At 66.2% G+C, this 22219-nt stretch carries 28 protein-coding genes; 9 read left to right on the forward strand and 19 right to left on the reverse strand.

Annotation, left to right across the window (positions count from 1 at the left end; all coding sequences use genetic code 11):
- The first annotated feature begins 102 nt into the window (after nt 1-102).
- Nucleotides 103-1545, forward strand: a complete 1443-nt coding sequence (locus ASC92_RS07345; RefSeq protein WP_056512855.1) for a S41 family peptidase — start codon at nt 103-105, stop codon at nt 1543-1545.
- Nucleotides 1546-1557: 12 nt separating this feature from the next.
- Nucleotides 1558-2322, forward strand: a complete 765-nt coding sequence (locus ASC92_RS07350; RefSeq protein ID WP_056512539.1) for a HesA/MoeB/ThiF family protein — start codon at nt 1558-1560, stop codon at nt 2320-2322.
- Here ASC92_RS07350 and ASC92_RS07355 read toward each other — a convergent pair.
- Nucleotides 2319-4328, reverse strand: a complete 2010-nt coding sequence (locus ASC92_RS07355) for an AsmA family protein (protein ID WP_056512543.1) — start codon at nt 4326-4328, stop codon at nt 2319-2321. The two genes, ASC92_RS07350 and ASC92_RS07355, sit on opposite strands and share 4 nt — an antisense overlap.
- A 245-nt stretch (nt 4329-4573) precedes the next feature.
- On the opposite strand from ASC92_RS07355, the gene ASC92_RS07360 reads away from it, so the two are divergent.
- Entirely contained in the window at nt 4574-4978 is a 405-nt protein-coding gene (locus ASC92_RS07360; RefSeq protein ID WP_056512546.1) for a response regulator, read from the forward strand.
- Nucleotides 4979-5024: 46 nt separating this feature from the next.
- On the opposite strand, the gene ASC92_RS07365 is transcribed toward ASC92_RS07360, so the two are convergent.
- On the reverse strand, nt 5025-5657 hold the full coding sequence (locus ASC92_RS07365; RefSeq protein WP_007837167.1) for a response regulator transcription factor: 633 nt from the start codon (nt 5655-5657) through the stop codon (nt 5025-5027).
- Nucleotides 5658-5763: 106 nt separating this feature from the next.
- Between ASC92_RS07365 and ASC92_RS07370 the strand changes: the two genes are divergently transcribed.
- The 6 genes from ASC92_RS07370 (at nt 5764) to ASC92_RS07390 (ending at nt 9386) form a co-directional block, all read left to right on the forward strand.
- A complete protein-coding gene (locus tag ASC92_RS07370) occupies nt 5764-7107 on the forward strand; it encodes a CHASE3 domain-containing protein (protein WP_414820398.1) in 1344 nt (447 codons plus the stop codon).
- A 194-nt stretch (nt 7108-7301) separates the two neighbouring features.
- On the forward strand, nt 7302-7466 hold the full coding sequence (locus ASC92_RS27920) for a DUF1328 domain-containing protein (protein ID WP_007837165.1): 165 nt from the start codon (nt 7302-7304) through the stop codon (nt 7464-7466).
- 54 nt (nt 7467-7520) lie between these two features.
- On the forward strand, nt 7521-7898 hold the full coding sequence (locus ASC92_RS07375; protein WP_056512554.1) for a hypothetical protein: 378 nt from the start codon (nt 7521-7523) through the stop codon (nt 7896-7898).
- 36 nt (nt 7899-7934) lie between these two features.
- The gene (locus tag ASC92_RS07380) at nt 7935-8318 is read left to right on the forward strand and encodes a phage holin family protein (protein ID WP_056512558.1); all 384 of its coding nucleotides are present in this window, start codon (nt 7935-7937) and stop codon (nt 8316-8318) included.
- Complete coding sequence (locus ASC92_RS07385; RefSeq protein ID WP_056512561.1) at nt 8305-8829, forward strand: hypothetical protein; 525 nt, start codon at nt 8305-8307, stop codon at nt 8827-8829. The genes ASC92_RS07380 and ASC92_RS07385 overlap by 14 nt, the downstream gene beginning before the upstream one ends.
- Nucleotides 8826-9386 carry a ferritin-like domain-containing protein gene (locus tag ASC92_RS07390; protein ID WP_056512564.1) on the forward strand — a complete coding sequence of 187 codons (561 nt, stop codon included), beginning with the start codon at nt 8826-8828 and terminating at the stop codon, nt 9384-9386. The genes ASC92_RS07385 and ASC92_RS07390 overlap by 4 nt, the downstream gene beginning before the upstream one ends.
- 100 nt (nt 9387-9486) lie before the next feature.
- On the opposite strand, the gene ASC92_RS07395 is transcribed toward ASC92_RS07390, so the two are convergent.
- The 17 genes from ASC92_RS07395 to ASC92_RS07475 form a co-directional block, all read right to left on the reverse strand.
- Nucleotides 9487-10005: a BON domain-containing protein gene (locus ASC92_RS07395; protein WP_056512567.1), complete on the reverse strand. Its 519-nt coding sequence runs from the start codon at nt 10003-10005 to the stop codon at nt 9487-9489.
- Nucleotides 10006-10052: 47 nt separating this feature from the next.
- Complete coding sequence (locus ASC92_RS07400) at nt 10053-10250, reverse strand: CsbD family protein (protein WP_056512570.1); 198 nt, start codon at nt 10248-10250, stop codon at nt 10053-10055.
- 123 nt (nt 10251-10373) lie between these two features.
- Nucleotides 10374-11198 (reverse strand): DUF429 domain-containing protein, encoded by an 825-nt coding sequence (locus ASC92_RS07405; RefSeq protein WP_056512574.1) that lies wholly within the window; start codon nt 11196-11198, stop codon nt 10374-10376.
- 4 nt (nt 11199-11202) lie between these two features.
- Nucleotides 11203-12084 (reverse strand): DMT family transporter, encoded by an 882-nt coding sequence (locus ASC92_RS07410; RefSeq protein WP_056512576.1) that lies wholly within the window; start codon nt 12082-12084, stop codon nt 11203-11205.
- Between the two features lie 7 nt (nt 12085-12091).
- A complete protein-coding gene (locus ASC92_RS07415) occupies nt 12092-12514 on the reverse strand; it encodes a BLUF domain-containing protein (RefSeq protein ID WP_056512581.1) in 423 nt (140 codons plus the stop codon).
- Nucleotides 12515-12517: 3 nt separating this feature from the next.
- Nucleotides 12518-13249, reverse strand: a complete 732-nt coding sequence (gene folE, locus ASC92_RS07420; protein ID WP_007837141.1) for a GTP cyclohydrolase I — start codon at nt 13247-13249, stop codon at nt 12518-12520.
- A gap of 138 nt (nt 13250-13387) precedes the next feature.
- Nucleotides 13388-14152, reverse strand: coding sequence for an endonuclease/exonuclease/phosphatase family protein (locus ASC92_RS07425; protein ID WP_056512584.1), 765 nt, complete (start codon nt 14150-14152; stop codon nt 13388-13390).
- Complete coding sequence (nudB, locus tag ASC92_RS07430; protein WP_082519514.1) at nt 14149-14625, reverse strand: dihydroneopterin triphosphate diphosphatase; 477 nt, start codon at nt 14623-14625, stop codon at nt 14149-14151. Before nudB ends, ASC92_RS07425 begins: the two co-directional genes overlap by 4 nt.
- Entirely contained in the window at nt 14615-14926 is a 312-nt protein-coding gene (locus tag ASC92_RS07435) for a CcdB family protein (RefSeq protein WP_056512590.1), read from the reverse strand. The genes nudB and ASC92_RS07435 overlap by 11 nt, the downstream gene beginning before the upstream one ends.
- Nucleotides 14927-15208 carry a type II toxin-antitoxin system Phd/YefM family antitoxin gene (locus ASC92_RS27925; protein WP_082519515.1) on the reverse strand — a complete coding sequence of 94 codons (282 nt, stop codon included), beginning with the start codon at nt 15206-15208 and terminating at the stop codon, nt 14927-14929. It abuts the gene before it with no gap.
- A gap of 64 nt (nt 15209-15272) precedes the next feature.
- Nucleotides 15273-17078 (reverse strand): aspartate--tRNA ligase, encoded by a 1806-nt coding sequence (gene aspS, locus ASC92_RS07445; protein WP_056512592.1) that lies wholly within the window; start codon nt 17076-17078, stop codon nt 15273-15275.
- 37 nt (nt 17079-17115) lie between these two features.
- Complete coding sequence (locus ASC92_RS07450; protein WP_056512595.1) at nt 17116-17748, reverse strand: DUF502 domain-containing protein; 633 nt, start codon at nt 17746-17748, stop codon at nt 17116-17118.
- A 15-nt stretch (nt 17749-17763) separates the two neighbouring features.
- Nucleotides 17764-18093 (reverse strand): FmdB family zinc ribbon protein, encoded by a 330-nt coding sequence (locus tag ASC92_RS07455; protein ID WP_056512598.1) that lies wholly within the window; start codon nt 18091-18093, stop codon nt 17764-17766.
- Nucleotides 18094-18160: 67 nt separating this feature from the next.
- Entirely contained in the window at nt 18161-19003 is an 843-nt protein-coding gene (locus ASC92_RS07460) for an ABC transporter permease (RefSeq protein ID WP_056512601.1), read from the reverse strand.
- The gene (locus ASC92_RS07465) at nt 19000-19947 is read right to left on the reverse strand and encodes an ABC transporter permease (protein ID WP_056512603.1); all 948 of its coding nucleotides are present in this window, start codon (nt 19945-19947) and stop codon (nt 19000-19002) included. The genes ASC92_RS07460 and ASC92_RS07465 overlap by 4 nt, the downstream gene beginning before the upstream one ends.
- Before the next feature lie 14 nt (nt 19948-19961).
- Nucleotides 19962-21062 (reverse strand): ABC transporter ATP-binding protein, encoded by a 1101-nt coding sequence (locus tag ASC92_RS07470; protein ID WP_056512606.1) that lies wholly within the window; start codon nt 21060-21062, stop codon nt 19962-19964.
- A gap of 21 nt (nt 21063-21083) precedes the next feature.
- On the reverse strand, nt 21084-22211 hold the full coding sequence (locus ASC92_RS07475) for a polyamine ABC transporter substrate-binding protein (RefSeq protein WP_056512610.1): 1128 nt from the start codon (nt 22209-22211) through the stop codon (nt 21084-21086).
- Nucleotides 22212-22219 lie beyond the last annotated feature (8 nt).

The raw sequence follows: 22219 nt of genomic DNA on the forward strand, positions 1-22219 counted from the left end.
GAAACCCCATTCTGCCGGGCCCTACGTGGAACCCCGGCAGGCAATTTGCTTCCAAGCTGTGTATATTGGTTTGACAGCCGCCGACAAGGACAACCACTCATGATGGGCCAGAAACTGAAGATCACCGGCTGGGTCGCCGCCGGCGCCGTTGCCGGCGTCCTGACCACCGTCTCGTTGCAGACCGTCGCACGCGGATCGCTTGCGCCGCTGCCGCTCGAGGAACTGCAGCAGCTTGCTGCCGTCTTCGGCATGGTCAAGAGCGACTACGTCGAGCCGGTCGATGAGAAAAAGCTCATCTCCGACGCCATTTCGGGCATGGTCGCGGGCCTCGACCCGCATTCCCAGTACTTCGACAAGAAGTCCTTCAAGGAATTCCGCGAAGGCACCACCGGCCGCTTCGTCGGCGTGGGCATCGAGATTTCGCAGGAAGACGGCCTGATCAAGGTCGTTTCGCCCATCGAAGGCTCCCCGGCCTTCCGCGCGGGCCTGAAGCCCAATGACCTGATCACCAAGATCGACGACACCGCCGTGCGCGGCCTGTCGCTGAACGAGGCGGTCAAGCGCATGCGCGGCGAAGCCAACACCAAGGTGCTGCTGACCATCTTCCGCAAGGACGAGAGCCGCACCTTCCCGGTCACGATCACGCGCGAGGAAATCCGCACGCAATCGGTCCGCGGCAAGATCATGGAGCCCGGCTACGGCTGGATCCGCCTTTCGCAGTTCCAGGAACGCACCGTCGACGACTTCGTGAAGAAGATCGACGAGATGTACAAGGAAGACCCGAACCTCAAGGGCCTGGTGCTCGACCTGCGCAACGACCCGGGCGGCCTGCTCGACGCGGCGGTGGCGGTGTCGTCGGCCTTCCTGCCCGAGAACGTCACGGTGGTCACCACCGACGGCCAGTTGGCCGAAAGCAAGTCGGTCTACAAGGCGGCGCCGGAGTTCTACCAGCGCCGCTCCGGCAGCGACCCGCTGCGCAGCCTGCCGGCCGCGCTCAAGACCGTGCCGCTGGTGGTGCTGGTGAACGAAGGCTCGGCCTCGGCCAGCGAAATCGTGGCCGGCGCGCTGCAGGATCACAAGCGCGCGACCGTCATGGGCAGCCAGACCTTCGGCAAGGGCTCCGTGCAGACGGTGCGCCCACTGGGCCCCGACACCGGCCTGAAGATCACCACGGCGCGCTACTACACGCCGAGCGGCACCTCGATCCAGGCCAAGGGCATCGTGCCCAACGTGCTGATCGACGAAAGCGCCGAAGGCAGCCCGTTTGCCGCCCTGCGCATGCGCGAAGCCGACCTCGAGAAGCACCTGGCGAGCGGCCAGGGCCCCGAAGTCAAGGACCCGGAACGCGAAAAGGCCCGCGACGAAGCCCGCAAGCGCCTCGAGGAAGAAGCCAAGAAGCCACCGCAGGACCGCAAGGTGCCTGAATTCGGCACCGACAAGGACTTCCCGCTGGTGCAGGCGCTCAACCGCCTGAAGGGCCAGCCGGTGCTCGTGAGCAAGACGCAGGTCATCATCGACAACAAGGAAGAAAAGAAAGAGAACTGAGCCGGGCGGCGCATGGAAGATAGCGATCTGCTGCGCTACTCGCGCCACATCCTTCTGGAGGAGTTCGGCATCGACGGGCAGACGCGCGTCAGTGCCGGGCGAGTTCTTGTCATAGGCGTCGGCGGGCTGGGCTCGCCGGTTGCCCTGTACCTTGCGGCAGCAGGCGTCGGCCACATCGCGCTGGTCGACGACGACGAAGTCGATCTCACCAATCTCCAGCGCCAGGTCGCTCACACCCACGCGCGCGTCGGCCTCGCCAAGGTCGAATCAGCCGCACGGGCCATGCGCGACATCAACCCCGACATCGCCATCGAAACCCACGCCCTGCGCGCAGACGAGGCGCTGCTGTCGCGCCTGGTCGCCGAAGCCGACGTGGTCGTCGACTGCTGCGACAACTTCGCCACGCGGCATGCCGTCAACCGCGCCTGCGTGGCCCATGGCAAGCCGCTGGTGGCCGGTGCGGCGATCCGCTTCGACGGGCAGTTGAGCGTCTACGACACCCGCGACGCTGCCTCGCCCTGCTACGCCTGCCTGTTCCCGCCCGATGCGGCCTTCGAGGAAACGCGCTGCGCCGTGCTGGGTGTGTTCGGCCCCGTGGTCGGGACCATCGGCACGCTGCAGGCCAGCGAAGCGCTGAAGCTGCTGGCCGGCATCGGCCCGTCGCTGGCGGGCAGGCTGCTGATGTTCGACGGGCGCAGCACCTCTTTCGACACGCTGCGCGTGGCGCGCGACCCGCACTGCAGCGTCTGCGCGCAGCGCCCCGCCCTTCCCGCCTAGGGCTGCTTTGCGCCCTTCGCGCGGGCGGCACCCTTGGCGGGCGCCCCAGCCGCGGGGGTGTTCGCCTGGGCCAGCACACTCTTGCAATCTGAATCCTCGCCAGGGCCGCTTTCGATGGTCGCGGCCAGCGCCAGCAGTGGATTGACAGCGCCCAGCGCCAGCGCGGCCAGACCCCGTTCCGCCAGCGGCCCCACCTGCAGGCCGCCCTTCGGCGCTCCGAAGGTGCCATTCAACACCAGCGGCGTGCGGATCGACAGGATGTTCTTGCTCTTGGGCTCCGGGTGGACCACGAAGTCCAACCCCTCGGTTGCTAGGTTGGCCTGGCCGGTGGCGGTGAAAACGGCGTTGGTCGTGTCCACCATCATCGTGCGCCCCGTCATCAGCCCCTTGTTCACGTCGAAGGCCAATGCCGCGCAACGCAATTCGACGTTGCGGTCGCCGCGCAGCACGAACTTGATGATGTCGCCGCCCACCAGCGTCGCGAACACCGGCAGCAGGTTGCCAAACTGGCCGCGCCCCGACATGACCGCCACGTCGCCCGACACGCCCCCGAGCCAGTTGGCCACGGTGCTGCCCGAGCCCGACAGGTTGATGCGCCCGTCCAGCCGCCCCACGCTGTTGCCGGTGGTTTCGAGCTTGGGGAACAGGCGAGCGAGCTTCATCGCCCGCACGTCGAGCGAGGCGCGGATATCCGCGGGGTTCTTCGAGGCATCGATGCGGATCGCGCCGGCGAGCCTGCCGCCAGCCATGCCGAGGTCGAGCGGATCGAGCGTGAGCACGCCGTTGGCCAGCTTGACCTGCACGCTGCCGCGCTCGAGCGGCATGTCGCGTACGTTGCGGATGCGGTCCGCCGTGTACTTTACGTCGGCGTTCATCGCGCGCACGCGCTCGAAGTCGAGCGGGGCCGCGGGTAGCACCTTGCCGCCCGGGCGCCTGACCTGCGTGATGGTCGGGGGCGGGGCGACGCCTTCCACGGCGTTGGCAGTGCGCGCCGTGGGCTGCAGGCCGATCAGCGGGCCGAGGTCGTCCATGTCCATCACGCGCGAACGCAGTTCGCCCGCCAGGTACGGCAGCTGGCCGGCCTGGTCGAAGCGCATGTCGCCGGCGATGTCGGACAGCCCCAGCCTGCCTTTGAGGCCGGTGGCTTCCCACAGCTTGCCGCGCTTGCCCAGCTTGCCGCTCAGGGCATAGGGCGAGGTCTGCGGCAGCGCGATGCCCAGCAGTGGGTACAGGGCGCCCAGTGTCTGGCCCTTGATCTCGAACTTCGCGTCGATGCCGTCGAGCCCCGACAACCCGGCCACGGTGCCCGCAGCCTTCAACTGGGTCTGGCCGGCGGCCGCATTGATTTCCATCGGGAACGGCGGTGCCCCCGCGGCGTTGATCTGCAGCACGTTGCCGGTGCGTCCGCTGGCCGTCAGCGGCTGGCCCTTGTATCGGCCCTTGATGCGGTAATTGAGCGGCATTTCGCCGCGGCTGCTGTCATAGCTCAGGTCGGCATGCAGGTCGACGCCCAGGTGCTTGGCAAGGAAGTCGACCACGCCGGTATCGACCTGGATGAGGCCGATGTCAGGCACCGTGCCGGGGTCGGAGGTGTCCTTGCCGAGCGCCCAGGTTCGGCGCCCGTCCGGCTCCATCTGCAACCCGAGCGTCGGCGAGAACAGCAACAGCCGCGGAATGACGACCTTGCTGGCGATCAGCGGCCAGACGCGGATGTCGAACTCGGCGCGGTCCGCCTTGACCAAGTAGGGGTCGCGCGCCCAAGAGGGGTTGGCGAACTCGATGCCGTCGAGCTTGACCGTTGCCTGCCCCCAGCCAAGACCCACGTCGAGCCGTCGCGTGATCTCGAACTTGCGCCCCGTTTGCTCGCTGACATAGCGGTTGACCGGTCCGCGCAGCATGTCCCACGGAAAGAAGACGAGCACGATGACCAGCGCTGCGAACAGCAGCACGACGAATGCGAGCAGCTTCTGCCAGAGGGGCCGGTTGCGAAGGATCATCGTTGCCATGGGTCATTGTCACTCCGGGCATCGCGTCGTCCGGGTCGGCGGCGGGCCGCAAAAACCGTGAGGCGTCGCCTACGAAGGTGCGTTGCAGACTTGGCCGGGTCTACGCGTCGGAACCCGCCTACAACAGCCGCCCGCCGAAGCTTGCATGATCGGGCGACAGAAGCGCCGCAAACTCGATATGCAGGCGTTGGTACAGCTAGGCGCCGCGAGTGCGCCTGCCAACCTCAGAGGAAGCGCGGTTCGGCATGGATTCCAGATTGCAGACCTACGTCGTCGAAGACAACCTCACGATCCGTGAAAACCTCATTGGTACGCTGGAAGAACTCACCTGCACCACGGTGGTCGGCTTTGCCGAGACCGAAAGCGGCGCCCGCGCGTGGCTGCTCGGCCACGACGGCGAGTGGGACCTCGTCATCGTCGACCTCTTTCTCAAGCAAGGGAGCGGACTGGGGGTGCTCCAGGCTTGCCAGTCGCGCAGGCCCGTGCAGAAGGTGGTGGTTCTCAGCAACTATGCGACGCCCGACATCCGGCGGCGCTGCGCCGAGTTCGGGGTCGATGCGGTGTTCGACAAATCGAACGAAATCGACGCGCTGGTCGACTTCTGCATCGGGCAGGCCAAGGCGCTGTATTCCTCGTCCGGCACAGGTTGAAGAAGGAGCCGCCGCATGGGGCCCCTTCCCCGCTCGCCAGCCGATCTCAGTCGATCAGCTTGTTCTTCAGCGCGTAGTACGTGAGGTCGCTGTTGGAGGAGAGGTTCATCTTCTCCATCAGGCGCGTGCGGTAGGTGCTCACGGTCTTCACCGACAGCGACAGCGTCTTGGCGATGTCGCCGGCGGTCTCGCCCTTGGCGAGCTTCAGGAACACCTGGAATTCGCGCTCCGAGAGCTGCTCGTGCGGCGCGGCGTCGTCCTTGCGGTCGAGCTGGCGGGCCAGCAGTTCGGCCACGGCGGGCGTGATATAGCGCCGGCCCAGCGAGATGGTGCGGATGGCGTTGACGATCTCGATGGGATCGCACTCCTTGTTCAGGTAGCCGCTCGCGCCCTGGCGGATCAGGTTCATCGCGTAGTGCTCTTCGGGATAGCCGCTGAGGATCAGGATGCCCACGTCCGGCGCCTTGGCGCGGATCATGGCAAGCGCGTCGATGCCGCTTTGACCCGGCATCGAAAGGTCCATGACCAGCACGTCGAGCTCCGTGGTGCGCACCAGTTCGATGGCCTCGCGCCCGCTGGCTGCCTCACCCGCCACGCGCAGGTCCACGTGCTCGGAGAAGAACTGCCGGAGGCCCGATCGCACGATGGCGTGGTCGTCCACAATTCCGATTTTGATCATCTGTTACTTTCGTCGTTGTGTTGCGGGCAGGCGGGTCGCAACATACCGGTCCCTGATTGTTATCAATTATTCACGAACTTGCGCGTCAAGCTGCCTTGAAAGTTTCATGCACTGGCTAGCCCCTCCACGAATGGCCGTGAGCCTGCTGCTCGCAGCGCTGGCTGCGCTGGCTCTTGTCGGCATCAACGAGGCCGGCTACCGGCAGTCGAGCCGAGCCCTGGCCGACATCGACGAGGCGCAGCAGGTGCGCGGCACGCTGAACCAGATCCTGCAGAACATGCTGGATGCCGAAACCGGCCAGCGAGGGTACCTGCTGACCGGCGAGGCCAGCTACCGAAAGCCCTACGACGACGCGGTCAAGCAGGTCGACGGCCATCTCGCCACGCTGCGCCGGCTGTACGCCGCCAGACCGGCCGAACTCACCCAGCTGGCCGAGCTGTCGAAGCACGTGCTGCGCAAGGTGGCCGAGATGGACATGAGCGTGCGGCTGCGCCAGGACGGCAAGGACGACGCCTGGAAATTCGTCATCACCACCGATGTCGGCCGCGAGGAGATGGATGCCATCCGCACGACAGCGGGCGAACTGGTGAAGTCCAGCAACAACACCCTGCAGCGGAGCCAGCAGCAGGTGCTGCGCTCGCTTCGGCTGGCGCGCATCGGCACCGCCTTCGTGGCGCTGGCTGCGCTGATCGCCTTCTTCCTGTACCTGCGCCAGACCCATGCGCTGCGCTCCATCGGCGAGCGCCAGCAGGAGGCCCTGCAGCGCGAGCGCAATGCGCTGGAAGACGAAGTGCTCGAACGCACCGCCTCGCTGGCCGAACTGGCCACCCACCTGCAGGACGTGCGCGAAACCGAGCGCGGCTACCTCGCGCGCGAGCTGCACGACGAACTGGGCTCGCTGCTCACCGCCGCCAAGCTGGACGTGGCGCGGCTGAAGTCGCGGCTGACGGACGCGCCCGACGCCACCCAGCGGCTGCAGCATCTGACCGAGCTGCTCAACAGCGGCATCGCGCTCAAGCGCCGCATCATCGAAGACCTGCGGCCGTCGTCGCTCTCCAATCTCGGGCTGGTCGCGTCGCTGGAGATCCTGGGGCGCGAATTCGGGGAGCGCTCGGGCCTGCAGATCGAGATGGCGCTAGAGCCGGTGACCATGGATGAGTCGCGCCAACTCACCATCTACCGCATGGTGCAGGAGAGCCTCACCAACATCGGCAAATACGCCGAGGCCAGCGAGGCCACCATCGTGCTGAAGAACTACGAAAACCACGTGATCGTGGAAGTGGCGGACAACGGCAAGGGCTTCGACACGCATCGCATGCGGCCATCGACGCACGGCCTCGCAGGCATGCGGCACCGGGTGGAGGCGGCGCGCGGCAAGCTCACGGTGTCGTCGACGCCGGGCAGGGGCACGCGCCTGAGCGCCATGCTGCCCGTCGTCAAGCCGGCCTGAGGGGCCGGGATGGCGGTACTCCTTCACACATCGGCGCGGGGCGACTCGGCCATCTCCTACGCACCCCGCCCCCGGCCGCTGACAGGTCTGCGGCCGTGCCCCACTTAAGGTTGCTCCTGTGCCATCCGGTACCTCCTCGGGGTCCGGCATGCGCCGCTTACAACACAACGAGGACAGCCTCGAAGGAGTTCCGCATGTTGCATTACGCCGTAGTGTTCCTGGTCATCGCGTTGATCGCGGCCCTGTTCGGGTTCGGTGGCATCGCCGCCAGTGCGGTGGGCATTGCCAAGATCCTTTTCGTGATCTTCGCGATCCTCGCGATTGCGAGCTTCCTTGCCGGCTTGCTACGACGCAAGTAGCGTCGTTACGATCAACAGGCTTGCGCATTTCATTTTTCCGGAAAGGACTTTCACATGAACACGACGACCAAGACTCCCTCGCAACTCGCCGACGACGCGCGCCAGACCGCACGCGAAGCGGTCGAAACGACCCGCGCCTATGCACAGAACGCGGTGAATGCGGCGGGCGAAAAGGTCCGCGATCTGCAACGCGACGCCGAACCCGCCGTCGAGCAATTGGCAGCTCGCGTGCAGCAGGCCGTTCAGCGCGGGCTGGACGCCGCGTCCACCACCAGCGCACGTGCGCAGCGCCGATTCGAACAGGCTGCCGACGTCACGGGGCGCTACATCTCCGACCAGCCGGTGCGCTCGGTGCTTCTGGCCGCGGCCGCCGGCGCTGCAATCACGGCGCTCATCGTGTTGGCCAGCCGCCGCAGCCGGGACGATTACTGATCCGCCGACTTTTTTCGCTCCACCCATCCCGGCACCATGCTTCATCCGATTTTCTCCACGGTGCTCGGGCATCCGGAACTGGTCGCTGAACACCTTGCCAACTACGCCGCCCTCGTGCGCCAGGAATCCGCGCAAGCGGGGCGCGGGCTCGTCGCCCGCATTGTTGCGGGCGTGCTGGCTGCGGCCTGCGGTGCACTGACCCTTGGGCTGACGGGCGTAGCCGTGCTGCTGGGCGTGATGCACGGCAGCTTTCACTGGGTGCTCGTGGCCGTGCCGGGCGTGGCGCTGGTGATAGCGGCCATCTGCACGTGGTACGCGACGAAGTCCGTTCCGAGCTACGGTTTTGACGATCTGCGCTCGCAGCTCGGCGCCGACCTGCAGGCCTTACGCGACGCCGGAGCTGCCCATGACCAGCAATGAACGTTCCCCCCTCACCCCGCAGCAGCGCCTGGTCCTCTCGCGCCGCGCGCTGGTGCGGCAGCTGAACGGCGATGCGGACGCCGCGAACGACGACACACAACTCCGGGCGGAACGTGACCGCGAGCCCGGGGACGAATTGGAATACGCGTTCGACGACACATCGGCCGCTGCGCCGCGACGCAATCGCCTCTCGCAAAACCCGCGGCGCGGACGAAACAACGTGTGGCTCTCGATGGGCCGCGGCGTGGTGGAGCGCTGGTGGCGCCGGCATCCGGCGCACGCGGTCGGCCAACTGGCCCGCCCGCTGCTCGAACACTACGCTCGCAAGGAGCCGGCCAAGCTGATGGCCGCGGCCGCGGCCACAGGCGCGGTGCTGGTGCTCGTGAAGCCGTGGCGCCTGCTGTCGACCACGGCCGTGCTTGCAGCGGTACTGAAGACATCCGACGTGGCCGACCTCGTCAACACGTTGATGCGCAAGACCACAAGCCCCCCACGAAAGGACCCTCCATGAAAGTCGATGTTTCCCCATCCTCCAAGGCGGCCGAACACAAGCACCTGCAGCTGAATCAGAGCGGCCTGGACGCCGCCCGAAACAGCCTGGATGAAGGCGCGGTCACGCCCAGCTATGGCCCGTGGCGCGACGACGTCGTCAAGCTGCTGAACGACGCACTCGCCACCGAGTTGGTCTGTGTGCTGCGCTACAAACGCCACTACTTCACCGCCAACGGCGTCGATTCGCCCGCGATTGCCGACGAGTTCCTGGTGCATGCCAACGAAGAATCGGCGCACGCCGACCGCATTGCCGAGCGCATCGTGCAACTGGGCGGCGAGCCCGACTTCGCGCCCTCCCACCTGCTGGAACGCAGCCATGCGGACTACGACGAATCGACCGACCTGCAATCGATGGTGCGGGCCAATCTGATCGCGGAGCGCATCGCGGTGGAGTCGTACCGCCAGATGATTGCGCTGATCGGCGACAAGGACCCGACCACGCGCCGCATGCTCGAAGACATCCTCTCCGATGAAGAAGAGCATGCCGACGAACTGAAGGACTGGCTCGGCCATTGAGGCAGTGAGCCATTGCGCCGGGGGCCTGGACGGCTCTCGCCAAAGAAAAAGCCCGGCAGTGACCGGGCTACATTTTTTTGCGCCTGGCGCACGGTGGCGATCAGCCCTTCACTTCGAGCTGGTTGTTCACCGATGTCACGCCTTGCACACCCTTGGCGATCTCCTCGGCGCGTGCCTTGGCAGCAGCGGTGGGGGCGGGGCCCTTCAGGCTCACCGCGCCGCCCTTCGTGTCGACGTCGATCTTGATCGCGCTGAGGTCCGGGTCCTTGGCCAGGCCTGCGGACACGGAGGCCGTGATGGCGGCATCGTCCATCGTCGCACTCATCGCGGCACCGGCGTTTTTGGCAGCCTCCTTGGCATTGGCCATGCCTTCCTTCACCTCGGCCGTGGTGCCGGACGACTCGGCCTTGGCCTTGGCATCCCTGACGGCCTCGCCGGTCTTGGCCGCCGCGGTATCGGCCGCCTTCTCGGTCTTGGCCACTGCACTGTCGAGCTTCTCGCCGGCCGTGCGGTTGTCTGATTTGTCGCAGCCGGCCAGCGTCAACGCAAAGCCGGCCGCGAGCACGGCCAGCCACGCGCGCGAATGCGGCATGGTGATGGGGGTAGTGTGTTCGTTCATGTGGAAATCCTCCTGTCCGTGGCTCGATCGCGCACGGGAAATAGGCGTCACAGCTTGTTGGCACCCGATTTGATGGCGTCCTTGGCCCGCTCCTTGACGTCGCCGTAGGTCTTCTGCACCTTGCCTGCGGCCTGTTCGGCAATGCCCTTGCTTTCGAGCTTTTGGCTGCCGACAGCCTTGCCGGCCACCTCCTTCAGCTTGCCCTTGGCTTCTTCTGCGCGGCCCGCCAACTGGTCCTTGTTCATGTCGTTTCCTTCCTGGTCGGTGATGAAATGTGCGGGCCGGAACGACCCGCCGATTTCAATCTAGGCTTCGGCCGACCACCGCGAACGCCGACGGAAGCCCGAAGCGGTGTAGGACAACGAGGCTCAGGCGGTGACGATCCATCCTTCAAGCGGATCGAAGTCCCGCGGCAGGCCGTGGCCGGGCCAGGGGCTTTGCGCGCGCTGCAGGGCCCAGGCCGCCTGCAGAAGGCACAGCACCGCGTCGATGTCGTCGCCGCGGGCATCGGCCAGCAGTTCGGCGCGCTGCGGCGCGGTGACGCCAAGCCGCAGGCAGAGGCGCGTGGTGCCGGCTTCGAGCGCGGCGAGCACGTCGGTGCGTGCGGCGAGCCGTTCGGGCGTCTGCTTCGGCAGCTCGTCGCTCTTGTAGCTGCGGCGCCCGATCAGCTCGCGTGCCAGCAGGCCGGGATAGGCCTCCAGCGCAATGCGATCCGCGCCAGGGCCGGCGTGCAGGCCGGGAATGCGTGCACCGGCCGCCAGCAGGCGCGGCACGCCTGCGTGAAGCATGTAGGCCACCGGCGGATTGACCCATTTCATCGACGGGCTGGAACCTGCGGGCCCATCGGTCGCACGGTGCGCGAACTTGCCACCGACGGGACGCGCCGCACAGAACGCGGCGAAGGTCTCGCGGATTTCGGCGCGGCTCAGGCTGGCGTAGTGGGCCATCAACTGCTTCCATTGCACCGGCCATCCCAGATGCTCGACGAGTTCGCGCGGCAGGCTGAATGGAAAATCGAAGCCGCCAGTCCAGGCCGGCGTGGCGCACAGCCATTCGCCCCATGCCTCGAGCGTCGGGAAACGCTGCAGGCCAGTCAGCACGACACGATTGCCATCGGCGAGTTCACCGGCAGCCACCACGATCGGCTTGCGTGCCGTCGGTGCGCTGGAAAAATCGCAGCCGAACAGCACCATGGCCTCAGCCCATCGCGAGCGCCACGACGCCAGCGGCGATGAACAGCGCGCCCAGCAGTCGCAAGAGCCGGTCGCCTTCGCGCAGCAGGTGGCCGCCGATCAGCGCGGCGAACAGCATCGACACCTCGCGCGCTGGCGCGACGTGCGAGATCGGCGCCTGCTGCACCGCGTACAGCACAAGCACATAAGACACCGGGCTGATTGCCGCCACCAGCAGCGCGTACTTCCATTGCGCGCGCCACATGAGCGCGGTGGTCGCGCGGTCCTGCAGCGCGGCGGGCAGCAGCAGCACGAGCCGCACGAAATTGCTCATGTAGTCGAGCAGGATCGGCGACATCGCGAGGAACTTGACCGCATAGCTGTCGGCCACCGTATAGGCCGCGATGAAGGCGCCGGTCAGGACGCCGTAGCGAATGCCTTTGTGCACACGCTCGCGCTGCGCCGCGTCATGCTCCTTGTGCCACAAGCGCGGGCCACCCGCCACGAGGAACACGCCCAGCACCACGCCGAAGATGCCTGCCACGCCGACCAGGCTGATCGTCTCACCGAGAAACAGGATCGCGACCAGCGACGACAGCAGCGGGCCCGAACCGCGCGCCAGCGGATAGACCACCGTAAGGTCGGACTTGCGGTAGCCCCGCAGCAGGATCACGTAGTAGAAGACGTGCAGCACGCCGCTCAGCGCGACGAAGCCCCATTCGCGCAAGCCCCAGGCCGGAACCACACGCCAACCGAGCACGATGCCGACAGGTGCCCACACGAGGGCCATGAACACGCCGCTCTGGAACGCGAAGCGCGCATCGCCGTTCGCCTTCTTGGCAGCGATGTTCCAGCTGGCATGAATGACCCCGGCGAGCAGGATCAGGGCGAATGCGGAGAGTGGCACTCCGGGGTTAGTGGCGCCCGACGATGGCAGCGGTGGCCATCAGTTCTTCGAGCAGCGCCAGCGAAACCTTACCCGACACCGCGTAGGGGTTGAGCTCGGGCTTCTCGGAGTACTTCAGCAGCGTCGAGGCATTGAGCTTCGACAGGTTGACCTGCCCCATCGTCCAGCCGCCGAAACGGCGCTCAGAAATTTCTTCGTAATGCAGCAGCACCACGTCCTTGTGGCGCGCGTCGCGCTGGATGTGGCCGTACAGCTCGCTGATGGCCATGCGGCCACCTTCGATGGCCTGCAGGAAGGTGCCCGCGCCGTAGCAGAGGATGCCGGTGATGCCGCAGGTCGTGTTGTGCGAGCGCGATTGCGCAAGGATCGCCTCGATGGCCTCGGGGCTGGTGTCGACGGCGCGGCTGGCGTAGAGAAGTCGGACCAGCATGGCTCAGCCCTTTCGGGGAAGGAGGGAAAGGAATTCGCGGCGCAGGCTCGGGTCTTTCAGGAACACGCCGCGCATCACGGAGTTGATCATCTTGCTGTCCATTTCCTTCACGCCGCGCCAGGCCATGCAGAAATGCTCGGCTTCCATGACGAGGGCAAGGCCGTCGGGCTGCGTCTTTTCCTGGATCAGGTCGGCCAGCTGCACCACCGCTTCTTCCTGGATCTGCGGACGGCCCATGACCCACTCGGCCAGGCGGGCGTACTTCGACAGGCCGATCACGTTGGTGTGCTCATTGGGCATCACGCCGATCCACAGCTTGCCGATGATCGGACAGAAGTGGTGCGAGCAGGCGCTGCGCACGGTGATCGGACCGACGATCATCAGCTCATTCAGGTGCTCGGCGTTGGGAAACTCGGTGAGCGATGGCGGCGCCACGTAGCGGCCCTTGAACACCTCGTTCAGGTACATCTTGGCGACGCGGCGCGCCGTGTTGTCGGTGTTGTGGTCGTTCTCCACGTCGATGACCAGGCTTTCGAGCACGCCCTTCATCTTGACCTCGACCTCGTCGAGCAAGGTCTCCAGCTCGCCGGGCTCGATGAACTCGGCGATGTTGTCGTTGGCGTTGAAGCGCTTGCGCGCTGCGGTAATGCGCTCGCGGATCTTCACGGAGACGGGCGTGCCCTCGTCATCGTCGTTTCGATCGGGGCGCGGGTCGACGTCGGTTTTCCTCAGCATCCGCGCATGGTATCAGTGAACCCTTTTTCAGCACTCCAGAGGGGGGAACACCGCGGAACCGGCTTCGCCGGGCCGCAGGTGTTGCCCCCGGCAGGGGTAGGAGAAGCGACACGCAGCGCGCGAAGCCTGGGGGCGAGCTCAGCCCAGCGCGAAATCGACCACCAGCGGCAGGTGGTCGGACATGCGGGCCCAGATCGGCCCGCGCGGCACCGTGCAGGCCTGTGGAGTCAACCTGCGCCCGTAGACAAAGTCGAGCTGCGCCACCGGCAGGCGCGAGGGGTAAGTGAGCGTGCGCGCACCGCGCAGGTCGCTGGTGTCGCGCAGGCCCATGGCGTTCATGGCGTAGCGCATGCGAGCACCCCAGTCGTTGAAGTCTCCCGCGACCACCACGGCCTCGTCGGGCGGCACCTCGCGGTCGATGAACTCGCGCAGGCGCGCGACCTGCCGCACCCGGCTGCCCCTGATGAGCCCCAGGTGCACCACGATGGCGTGCACCCGGCGGCCCTCGACGTCGATCACCACGTGCAGCAGCCCGCGCTGCTCGAAGCGGTGGTCGGAGATGTCCTGGTGGCTGGTACGCAGCACCGGCCAGCGCGTGAGCAGCGCGTTGCCATGCTCGCCGTGGCGCGTGATGGCATTGGTCTCGTAGACGGCGGTGTAGCCCTCGGGCGCGAGGAAGTCGGCCTGCGGCAGCTCGGGCCAGTGCGCAAAGCGTGTGGCGGCCTGCCGGTTCATCTTGCGCACTTCCTGCAGGCAGACGATGTCGGCGTCGAGCTGCTCGATGGCATGGCCCAGGTTGTGGATTTCGAGCCGCCGCGCGGGCCCGATGCCCTGCACACCCTTGTGGATGTTGTAGGTCGCGACCCGGAGGTTCTGCACTGCTGTTGCTGCCGGCTGGTTCATCGCGCAAATTCTGGCAGCAACAGGATGGCTTCGGCGTTCGATGGGGAAAAGCAGGCGTCGGCCGCTTCGCGGTACGGCAGCCAGCGCCAGTCGGTGTGTTCGCGCGGATCGAGCGTGGGCGTCAGGCGATCGGGTACGCAGAGGCCGAACAGGTGCTCGGTGTTGTGCGTCACGCCCGGGGCATAACGGGCGCGCCAGCGGGGGTAGATGTCGTAGATGTTGGTGAGGCCCCAGTCGACCAGCTGCGCCGCGAGCGGCGTGCCGTCACCGCACTGGATGCCGGTTTCCTCGGCCACTTCGCGCGCGGCCGTGAGCGCGAGCGGCTCGTCGGCTTCGTCCTTGCTGCCGGTCACCGATTGCCAGAACGCGGGCTCGGCGTCGGCGCGGCGGATGAGCAAGACGTCGAGCGTGGGCGTGTGGATCACGACCAGGACCGACTCGGGAATCTTGAAAGGGCGTGCGTCAGAAGCCACTGAGCACCGCATCCATTGCGGCCGTTACTTCACCGGATCGAGAAGCGAGCGAGGCGACCGGTTTCTTGAGAAGTCTGGCCAACACAGGGGCCGCCAAATGCGGCATGAGGGACAAAGTCTCGCCGGCGATTTCAAGCGTCGGACACAAGTTCACTGGCGCCTGGCGCGCGCCGACGCGAAACACGGGAATAACCAAGCGCGTAGACAAATGATCGAGCAACCCACTCTGCACGTCGAGAACGTATGGGACCGTCCGGCGTGCCTCGAGCCGCGGATTCTCGTAGACGTCGAACTGCGCCATTCAAGGTACATCCTGCCACGCCACCATGCCCTCACACCAAAGCCCGTGCTTCTCGACCAACTCGTTCTGCGCGGCGATCCAGTCTTTGTATTCCGCGTTGAACTCGCGCTTGCGTTGAGCCATTGACTTCTTCGGCTCAAGCGCTTCAAGTTCAGCGAAACGTGCTGCCGAAACGATCACGGCTGCTACGCGATCATTCTTTAAAACCCGCACCGGCTCGCGCTCGGCTTGACCGAGGTAGTAGCCGAATCGGTTCTTGGCTTCGGTGGCGGTGACTTGCATGGCTGGCTCCGGGGAGTGATTAGCCATTTTAGCCAATCACCTCCGCCGGTGCCAAGCCGTGTACTCAGGCCGCCTGGGGCGTATTGCGCAGCTTGATGTGCAGCTCGCGCAGCTGCTTCTCGTCGACCGGGCTCGGTGCCTGCGTCAGCAGGTCTTGTGCGCGCTGGGTCTTGGGGAAGGCGATCACGTCGCGGATCGACTCGGCGCCGGTCATGAGCATGACGAGGCGGTCCAGGCCGATGGCGATGCCGCCGTGCGGCGGCGCGCCGTACTGCAGCGCATCGAGCAGGAAGCCGAACTTGAGCTGCGCATCTTCCGCGCTGATCTTCAGCGCGCGGAACACCTTGCTCTGCACTTCCTCGCGGTGGATACGCACCGAGCCGCCGCCCATCTCGATGCCGTTGAGCACCATGTCGTAGGCCTTGGCAATGCACTTCTCGGGTGCGGTGTCCATGAGGTCTTCATGGCCGTCCTTCGGTGCGGTAAACGGATGGTGCACGGCGCTCCAGCGCTGGCCTTCCTCGTCGAACTCGAACATCGGGAAGTCGACCACCCAGAGCGGCGCCCAGCGGTCGTCGAACAAGCCGGCCTTCTTGCCGAAGGCGCTGTGGCCGATCTTCACGCGCAGCGCGCCGATGGCGTCGTTGACGACCTTTTCCTTGTCGGCACCAAAGAACAGGATGTCGCCGTTGCGCGCGCCCGTTCGGGCGATGATCTCGGCCAACGAACTGTCGTCGAGGTTCTTCACGATCGGGCTCTGCAGGCCTTCGCGGCCGGCGGCTGCGTCGTTGACCTTGATGTAGGCCAGGCCCTTGGCGCCGTAGATCTTCACGAATTCCTGGTACGCATCGATTTCACCGCGCGACAGGCCGCCTTCGGCGCCGCCGCCCGGCACGCGCAGCGCGACCACACGGCCGCCCTTCATGGTGGCGGCGTTCGAGAACACCTTGAATTCCACACGCTTCATCAGCTCGGTGAGTTCGGTGAACTCGAGCTTCACGCGCAGGTCGGGCTTGTCCGAGCCGTACTTGAACATCGCGTCGCCGTACGACATGGTCGGGAACACCGGCAGGTCGATGCCTGCGGCGTTGCGGAACATGGTGCGGACCATGCCTTCGAACATCTCGCGGATTTCCTCTTCGGCGAGGAACGAGGTCTCGATGTCGATCTGCGTGAATTCGGGCTGACGGTCGGCGCGCAGGTCTTCGTCGCGGAAGCACTTCACGATCTGGTAGTAGCGGTCATAGCCGGCCACCATCAGCAGCTGCTTGAAGAGCTGCGGCGACTGCGGCAGCGCGAAGAAGCTGCCGTCGTGCACGCGGCTGGGCACGAGGTAGTCGCGCGCGCCTTCGGGCGTGGACTTGCCCAGCATCGGCGTCTCGATGTCGATGAAGCCGTTGGCGTCGAGGAACTTGCGCGTTTCCATCGTCACCTTGTAGCGCAGCATCATGTTGCGCTGCATGGCCGGGCGGCGCAGGTCGAGCACGCGGTGCGTGAGGCGGGTGGTTTCCGACAGGTTGTCGTCGTCCAGTAGGAACGGGGGCGTGACCGAGGGGTTCAGCACCTTCAGTTCATGGCACAGCACTTCGATCTTGCCGCTCTTGAGCTGGTCGTTGGTCGTGCCTTCGGGGCGCGCGCGCACCAGGCCGGTGATCTGCACGCAGAACTCGTTGCGCAGGTTCTCGGCGACGGCGAAGGTCGAGGCGCGGTCGGGGTCGCACACCACCTGCACGTAGCCTTCGCGGTCGCGCACGTCGATGAAGATCACGCCACCGTGGTCGCGGCGGCGGTTGACCCAACCGCACAGGGTGACGGTCTGGCCCAGCAGGGCTTCGGTCACGAGACCGCAATAGTGAGTACGCATGGCCATAGGAATCTGTTCCGGCGCCTTATGGGCGCGTTCGTTTTTATGAGTTGGAAGACTTCACCGCCACCGTGGCGGGGCCGCCTGGAACGACCACCCCCATCGAGACGATGTACTTGAGCGCTTCGTCCACGCTCATCTTCAGTTCGATGCAGTCGCTGCGCTTGAGCATCACGAAGTAGCCGCCCGTCGGGTTGGGCGTGGTCGGCACGTAGACGCTGAGGAATTCCCCCTCGCCGAGGTGTTCAGCGACTTCGTTGCCGGGCGCGCCGGTCACGAAGGCGATGGTCCACACGCCTTCGCGCGGCCACTCCACCAGCACCGCCGTGCGGAAGGCATTGCCGTTCTCGGAGAACAGCGTGTCCGACACCTGCTTGACGCTGGAGTAAATGGAGCGCACCACCGGGATGCGGCGCACCACGGCGTCGCCCCAGCCGAGCAGGCGCTTGCCGACGAAGTTGCTGGCCGTGGCACCCACCACCAGCAGGATGGCCAGCGTGAGCAGGACGCCCAGGCCGCGCACCTTGTGGTCGCTGAGCCAGGTCTGCCACTGCGCGGGCAGCAGCCACAGCGTCTGGTCGAGCGTGCCGATGATCCAGTTCAGCACGCCGAGCGTGATGACCAGCGGCACGATGACCAGCAGGCCGGACAGCAACCATTTGCGCAGGGCGAGCATGGCGGTCGGAATCGATCAGTCGCTGCTGGCCGCAGCCGGCGCGGGGGCCGGTGCGGCGGGCGCCGGAGCGGGGCTCGGGGCGGCGGCGGGCGAAGAAGACTCGGCGGAGTTGCCGCCGCTGCTGGACGCGGGCGCCGTGGAGGGCTCGGACTTCTTGCCGCCGCCCTCACGGAAATCGGTCACGTACCAGCCCGAGCCCTTGAGCTGGAAGCCGGCGGCAGTGACCTGCTTTTCGAACGCGCTCGCGCCGCACGCCGGACACACCGTGAGGGGCGCGTCGGACATCTTCTGCAAAGCGTCTTTGGCAAAGCCGCAGGCGCTGCACTTGTAGGCGTAGATGGGCATGGAGATTGGGGGTGAAAAAAGCGGCGCAGCCGCCGCTCGCAAAACCCTCGATTATAGGCGCGAGGCCCTAGCCCCCGCCCAGAGCTGCCTGCCCCTCTCTGTACCGGCGCCGCTCCCGCGCGGCGATCAGGTAGCTGGAGGCCACCACGAAGATCGCGGCCAGCACGATCACCACCGTGGCCAGGGCATTGACCGTCGGGTCGAGCCCCAGCCGGGCGCGCGAGAAAATCACGAGCGGCAGGGTGGTCGAGCCGGGCCCGGACAGGAAGGCCGACATCACCACGTCGTCGAGCGAGAGCGTGAAGCTCAGCAGCCAGGCCGCCAGCAGCGACTCCGCGATCATCGGCAGCGTCACGAGGAAGAAAACCTGCAGCGGGCGCGCGCCCAGGTCTTGGGCCGCCTCCTCGTACTGCGGGTTGAGGTCGCGCAGGCGGGCGCCGATCACCACCGTGGCATAGGCCATGCCGACCAGCATGTGCCCGAGCCAGATGGTTGTGAGCCCTCGCTCCGGGAAACCGAACACGCGCTGCGCCGACACCAGCATCAGCAGCAGCGACAACCCCACGATGACCTCGGGCATCACCAGCGGCGCGCTGACCATGCCAGCAAAGGCCGTGCGCCCTCGGAAACGGGGGAAACGCTCCAGCGCGAAGGCGGCCAGCGTGCCCAGCAGGACGGCGCCGGTGGCGGTGCCCGCGGCAATGCGCAGCGAGACGAACAGGCCCTCGCGAATCTCGTCGTCGCCCACCAGCTTGTGGTACCAGCGCAGGCTGAAGCCGGCCCAGACGTTGGGCACCGGCGAATCGGTGAAGCTGAAGACGATCAGCGCGACGATCGGGAGGTAGAGGAACGCGAAGCCCAGCAACAGCCAGATGCGGCTGGTCCAGCGGCCGGCAGGCGTGGCGATCATGTGCCCAGCCCCTTCGATCTGGCCTTGGCCTGGCTGCTGTTGAGCAGCGCCAGCGGCACGATGATGAGCAGCACCATCACCACGGCCACGCTGGAGGCCATCGGCCAGTCGTTGTTGGAGAAGAACTCGTCCCACAGCACGCGCCCGATCATCAGCGTCTGCGGGCCGCCCAGCAGTTCCGGAATGACGTACTCGCCCACGCAGGGAATGAAGACCAGCATGGCGCCCGCCACGATGCCACTGCGCGAAAGCGGCACGGTGATGCGCCAGAAGGCCTGCCAGGCGGTCGCGCCGAGGTCCTGCGCCGCCTCCAGCAGCCGCAGGTCCATCTTGGAGAGCGTGGCGTACAGCGGCAGCACCATGAACGGCAGGTAGGTGTAGACCATGCCCAGCACCAGCGAGAACGGGCTGTACATGAACTGCCCGGGCGAAGAAATAAGGCCCAGCGGCAGCAGCACCTGGTCGACGTGCAGGAACGCCAGCGCCCGCCCGACCCAGCCGGTCTGGGCGTCGAGCAGGCCCTTCCAAGCATAGACGCGCAGCAGGAAGCTGGTCCAGAACGGCAGCATCACGCCCATCAGCAGCAGCGGCTGCAGAGCGGCCGCCGCGCGCGCCATGAAGTAGGCGAAGGGATAGCCGATGCACAGGCAGATCAGGGTGGTGATCGCCGCGTAGACCAGCGAGTGGCCGTAGGTCGCGAAGTACAGGTCGTCCTGGAACAGCGTGATGTAGTTCTGCAGCTTCAGCGTAATCGACAGCTGCTGGTCGGCCCATCCGATCAGGTCGCTGATCTTCGCGCCGTCCATCTCGGAGAAGCTGATGCGCAAGACGATAAGAAAAGGCAGCAGGAAGAACACCAGCAGCCACAGGTAGGGCACGCCGAACACGAGCTGCCGGCCCTGCAGGCGGCGAGGCCGGTCCTTGCTGTCGGTGATGGAAGCCATGCTCGCCTCCTTGCTCACTGGGTCAGCACGACCTGCGAGGTCGGCAGCCAACGGGCCCAGACGGCATCGCCCTGCGCGGGCAGGCCGTCGCGGTGCCGGGTCTCGTTCTCGACGTTGACCTTGAGCACGCCGCCGCTCGCCAGCCGCAGGTGGTAGACGGTGTAGAGACCGAAATAGGACGAGGCCTCGACGGTGCCCCGGACCTTGTTGTGCGCGCCCTCGGGCTCGCCCGGGCTCAGGTGGATCTTTTCGGGCCGCACTGCCACCGTGACGGTCTGGCCTTGGTAGCCGGTGATCCCGTGGCCGACGCGATGCAGCACGTCGGCGCACTGGATGTCGACATGATCGGCTTCGTCGGCCACCACGCTGCCCTCCATGAGGTTCACGTTGCCGATGAAGTCGGCCACGAAGCGCGTGGCCGGGGTTTCGTAGACGTCGGCCGGCGCACCGACCTGCAGGAAGCGCCCTTCGCTCATGACCGCAATGCGCGAGGCCATGGTCATGGCCTCCTCCTGGTCGTGCGTGACCATCACGCAGGTCACACCGACCTGCCGGATGATGTTGACCAGCTCGATCTGCGTGGCCTCGCGCAGCTTCTTGTCGAGCGCGCCCAGCGGCTCGTCGAGCAGCAGCAGCTTCGGCCGCTTGGCCAGGCTGCGCGCCAGCGCCACGCGCTGCTGCTGCCCGCCCGAGAGCTGGTGCGGCTTGCGCTTGGCGAAGCTCGTGAGCTGCACCAGGCGCAGCATCTCGTCGACGCGGGCGGCAATCTCGGCCTTGGGCAGCTTGTCGCGGCGCAGGCCGAAGGCGATGTTGTCCCAGACCGTGAGGTGCGGAAACAGCGCGTACGACTGGAACATCATGTTCACCGGCCGCTTGTACGGCGGCAGGCCCGCGAGGTCGTTGCCGTCGAGCAGCACACGCCCCGCCGAAGGCAGCTCGAAGCCGGCCAGCATGCGCAGCAAGGTGCTCTTGCCGCAGCCCGACGAACCGAGCAAGGCGAAGATCTCGCCGCGCGCGACGTCCAGGCTGACCTCGTTGACCGCGCGAAAGTCACCGAAGTCCTTGGTGACGGCCTCGATGCGCAGGAAAGCGCCTGCCTCGTTGGGAACACTCATGACGACTCTTAATCAGCGCGCTCAGCGGTTGGCCTTGAAATTGGTGAAGGTGCGCGTGACCAGCCGCAGCGTAGCCTGGTCGGGCGTGTCCGGCGGGATCATCCCCTCCAGCGCGGACGCCGGTGGAAACACCGCCTTGTCCTTGGCCAGCGCCGGGTTGACGAACTTCATCGCCGCCTTGTTGGGGTTCGCATAGAACACCTTGTTGGTGAGCGATGCATGCACCTCGGGCCGCAGGATGTAGTTGATCCACTTGTAGGCGTTTTCCGGATGCTTGGCGTCCTTGGGAATGGCCATGGTGTCGAAGAACAGGAGCGCGCCGCTCTTGGGCACCAGCGCCTCGAGGTTCTGCGGATTCTTCGCCTTGGCCGACTTGTCCTTGGCGATCATGATGTCGCCCGACCAGCCGATCACGGCGCAGAGCTGGCCCTTGGCCATCTGGTCGATGTAGTCGGACCCCGAGCCGGAGAAGCGCGTCACGCTGGGCCGCACGGCCTTGAGCATGTCGCCGGCGGCCTTGTAGTCGGCCGGGTCCTTGCTGCGCGGGTCCTTGCCGATGTACTTCAGCGCGATCGGCAGGATCTCGGAAGCCGTGTCGAGGAACGAGACGCCGCAGCCCTTGAGCTTCGAGGCGTACTCGGGCTTGAACACCAGGTCCCAGGCGTTGTCGGGCATGGGCGTGCTGCCCAGCGCCGCCTTGACCTTGTCGGCGTTGATGCCCACCGTGGTGTAGCCCCAGAGCCAGTCGACGATGTAGTCGTTGCCCGGATCCATCTTGGCCAGTTGAGCCTGGATCGCGGGGTCGAGGTTGGCGAGATTGGGGATCTTCGACTTGTCCAGCTTCTGCAGCAGGCCGGCCTGGATCTGCATCTTGGCGAAGTGCGAACCGGGCACGACGATGTCGTAGCCGCTCATGCCGGCGACCAACTTGGCGTGCAGCGCCTCGTTGCTGTCGAACAGGTCGTAGCGGACCTTGATGCCCGTTTCCTTCTCGAAGTTGGCGACGGTGTCGGCGGCGATGTAGTCGCCCCAGTTGTAGATGTTAAGGACTTTCTCTTCCTCGGCACGGACAGCGGTCGTACCCAGCACGGCGGCGGCTACGGCAAGCGCACCGAGGACCCGGCCGGGACGCAGCGACATCGATTTCATGGGACTTA

The sequence above is a fragment of the Variovorax sp. Root411 genome (assembly GCF_001425205.1).
In the GTDB taxonomy this organism is placed as follows: Bacteria; Pseudomonadota; Gammaproteobacteria; order Burkholderiales; family Burkholderiaceae_C; genus Variovorax.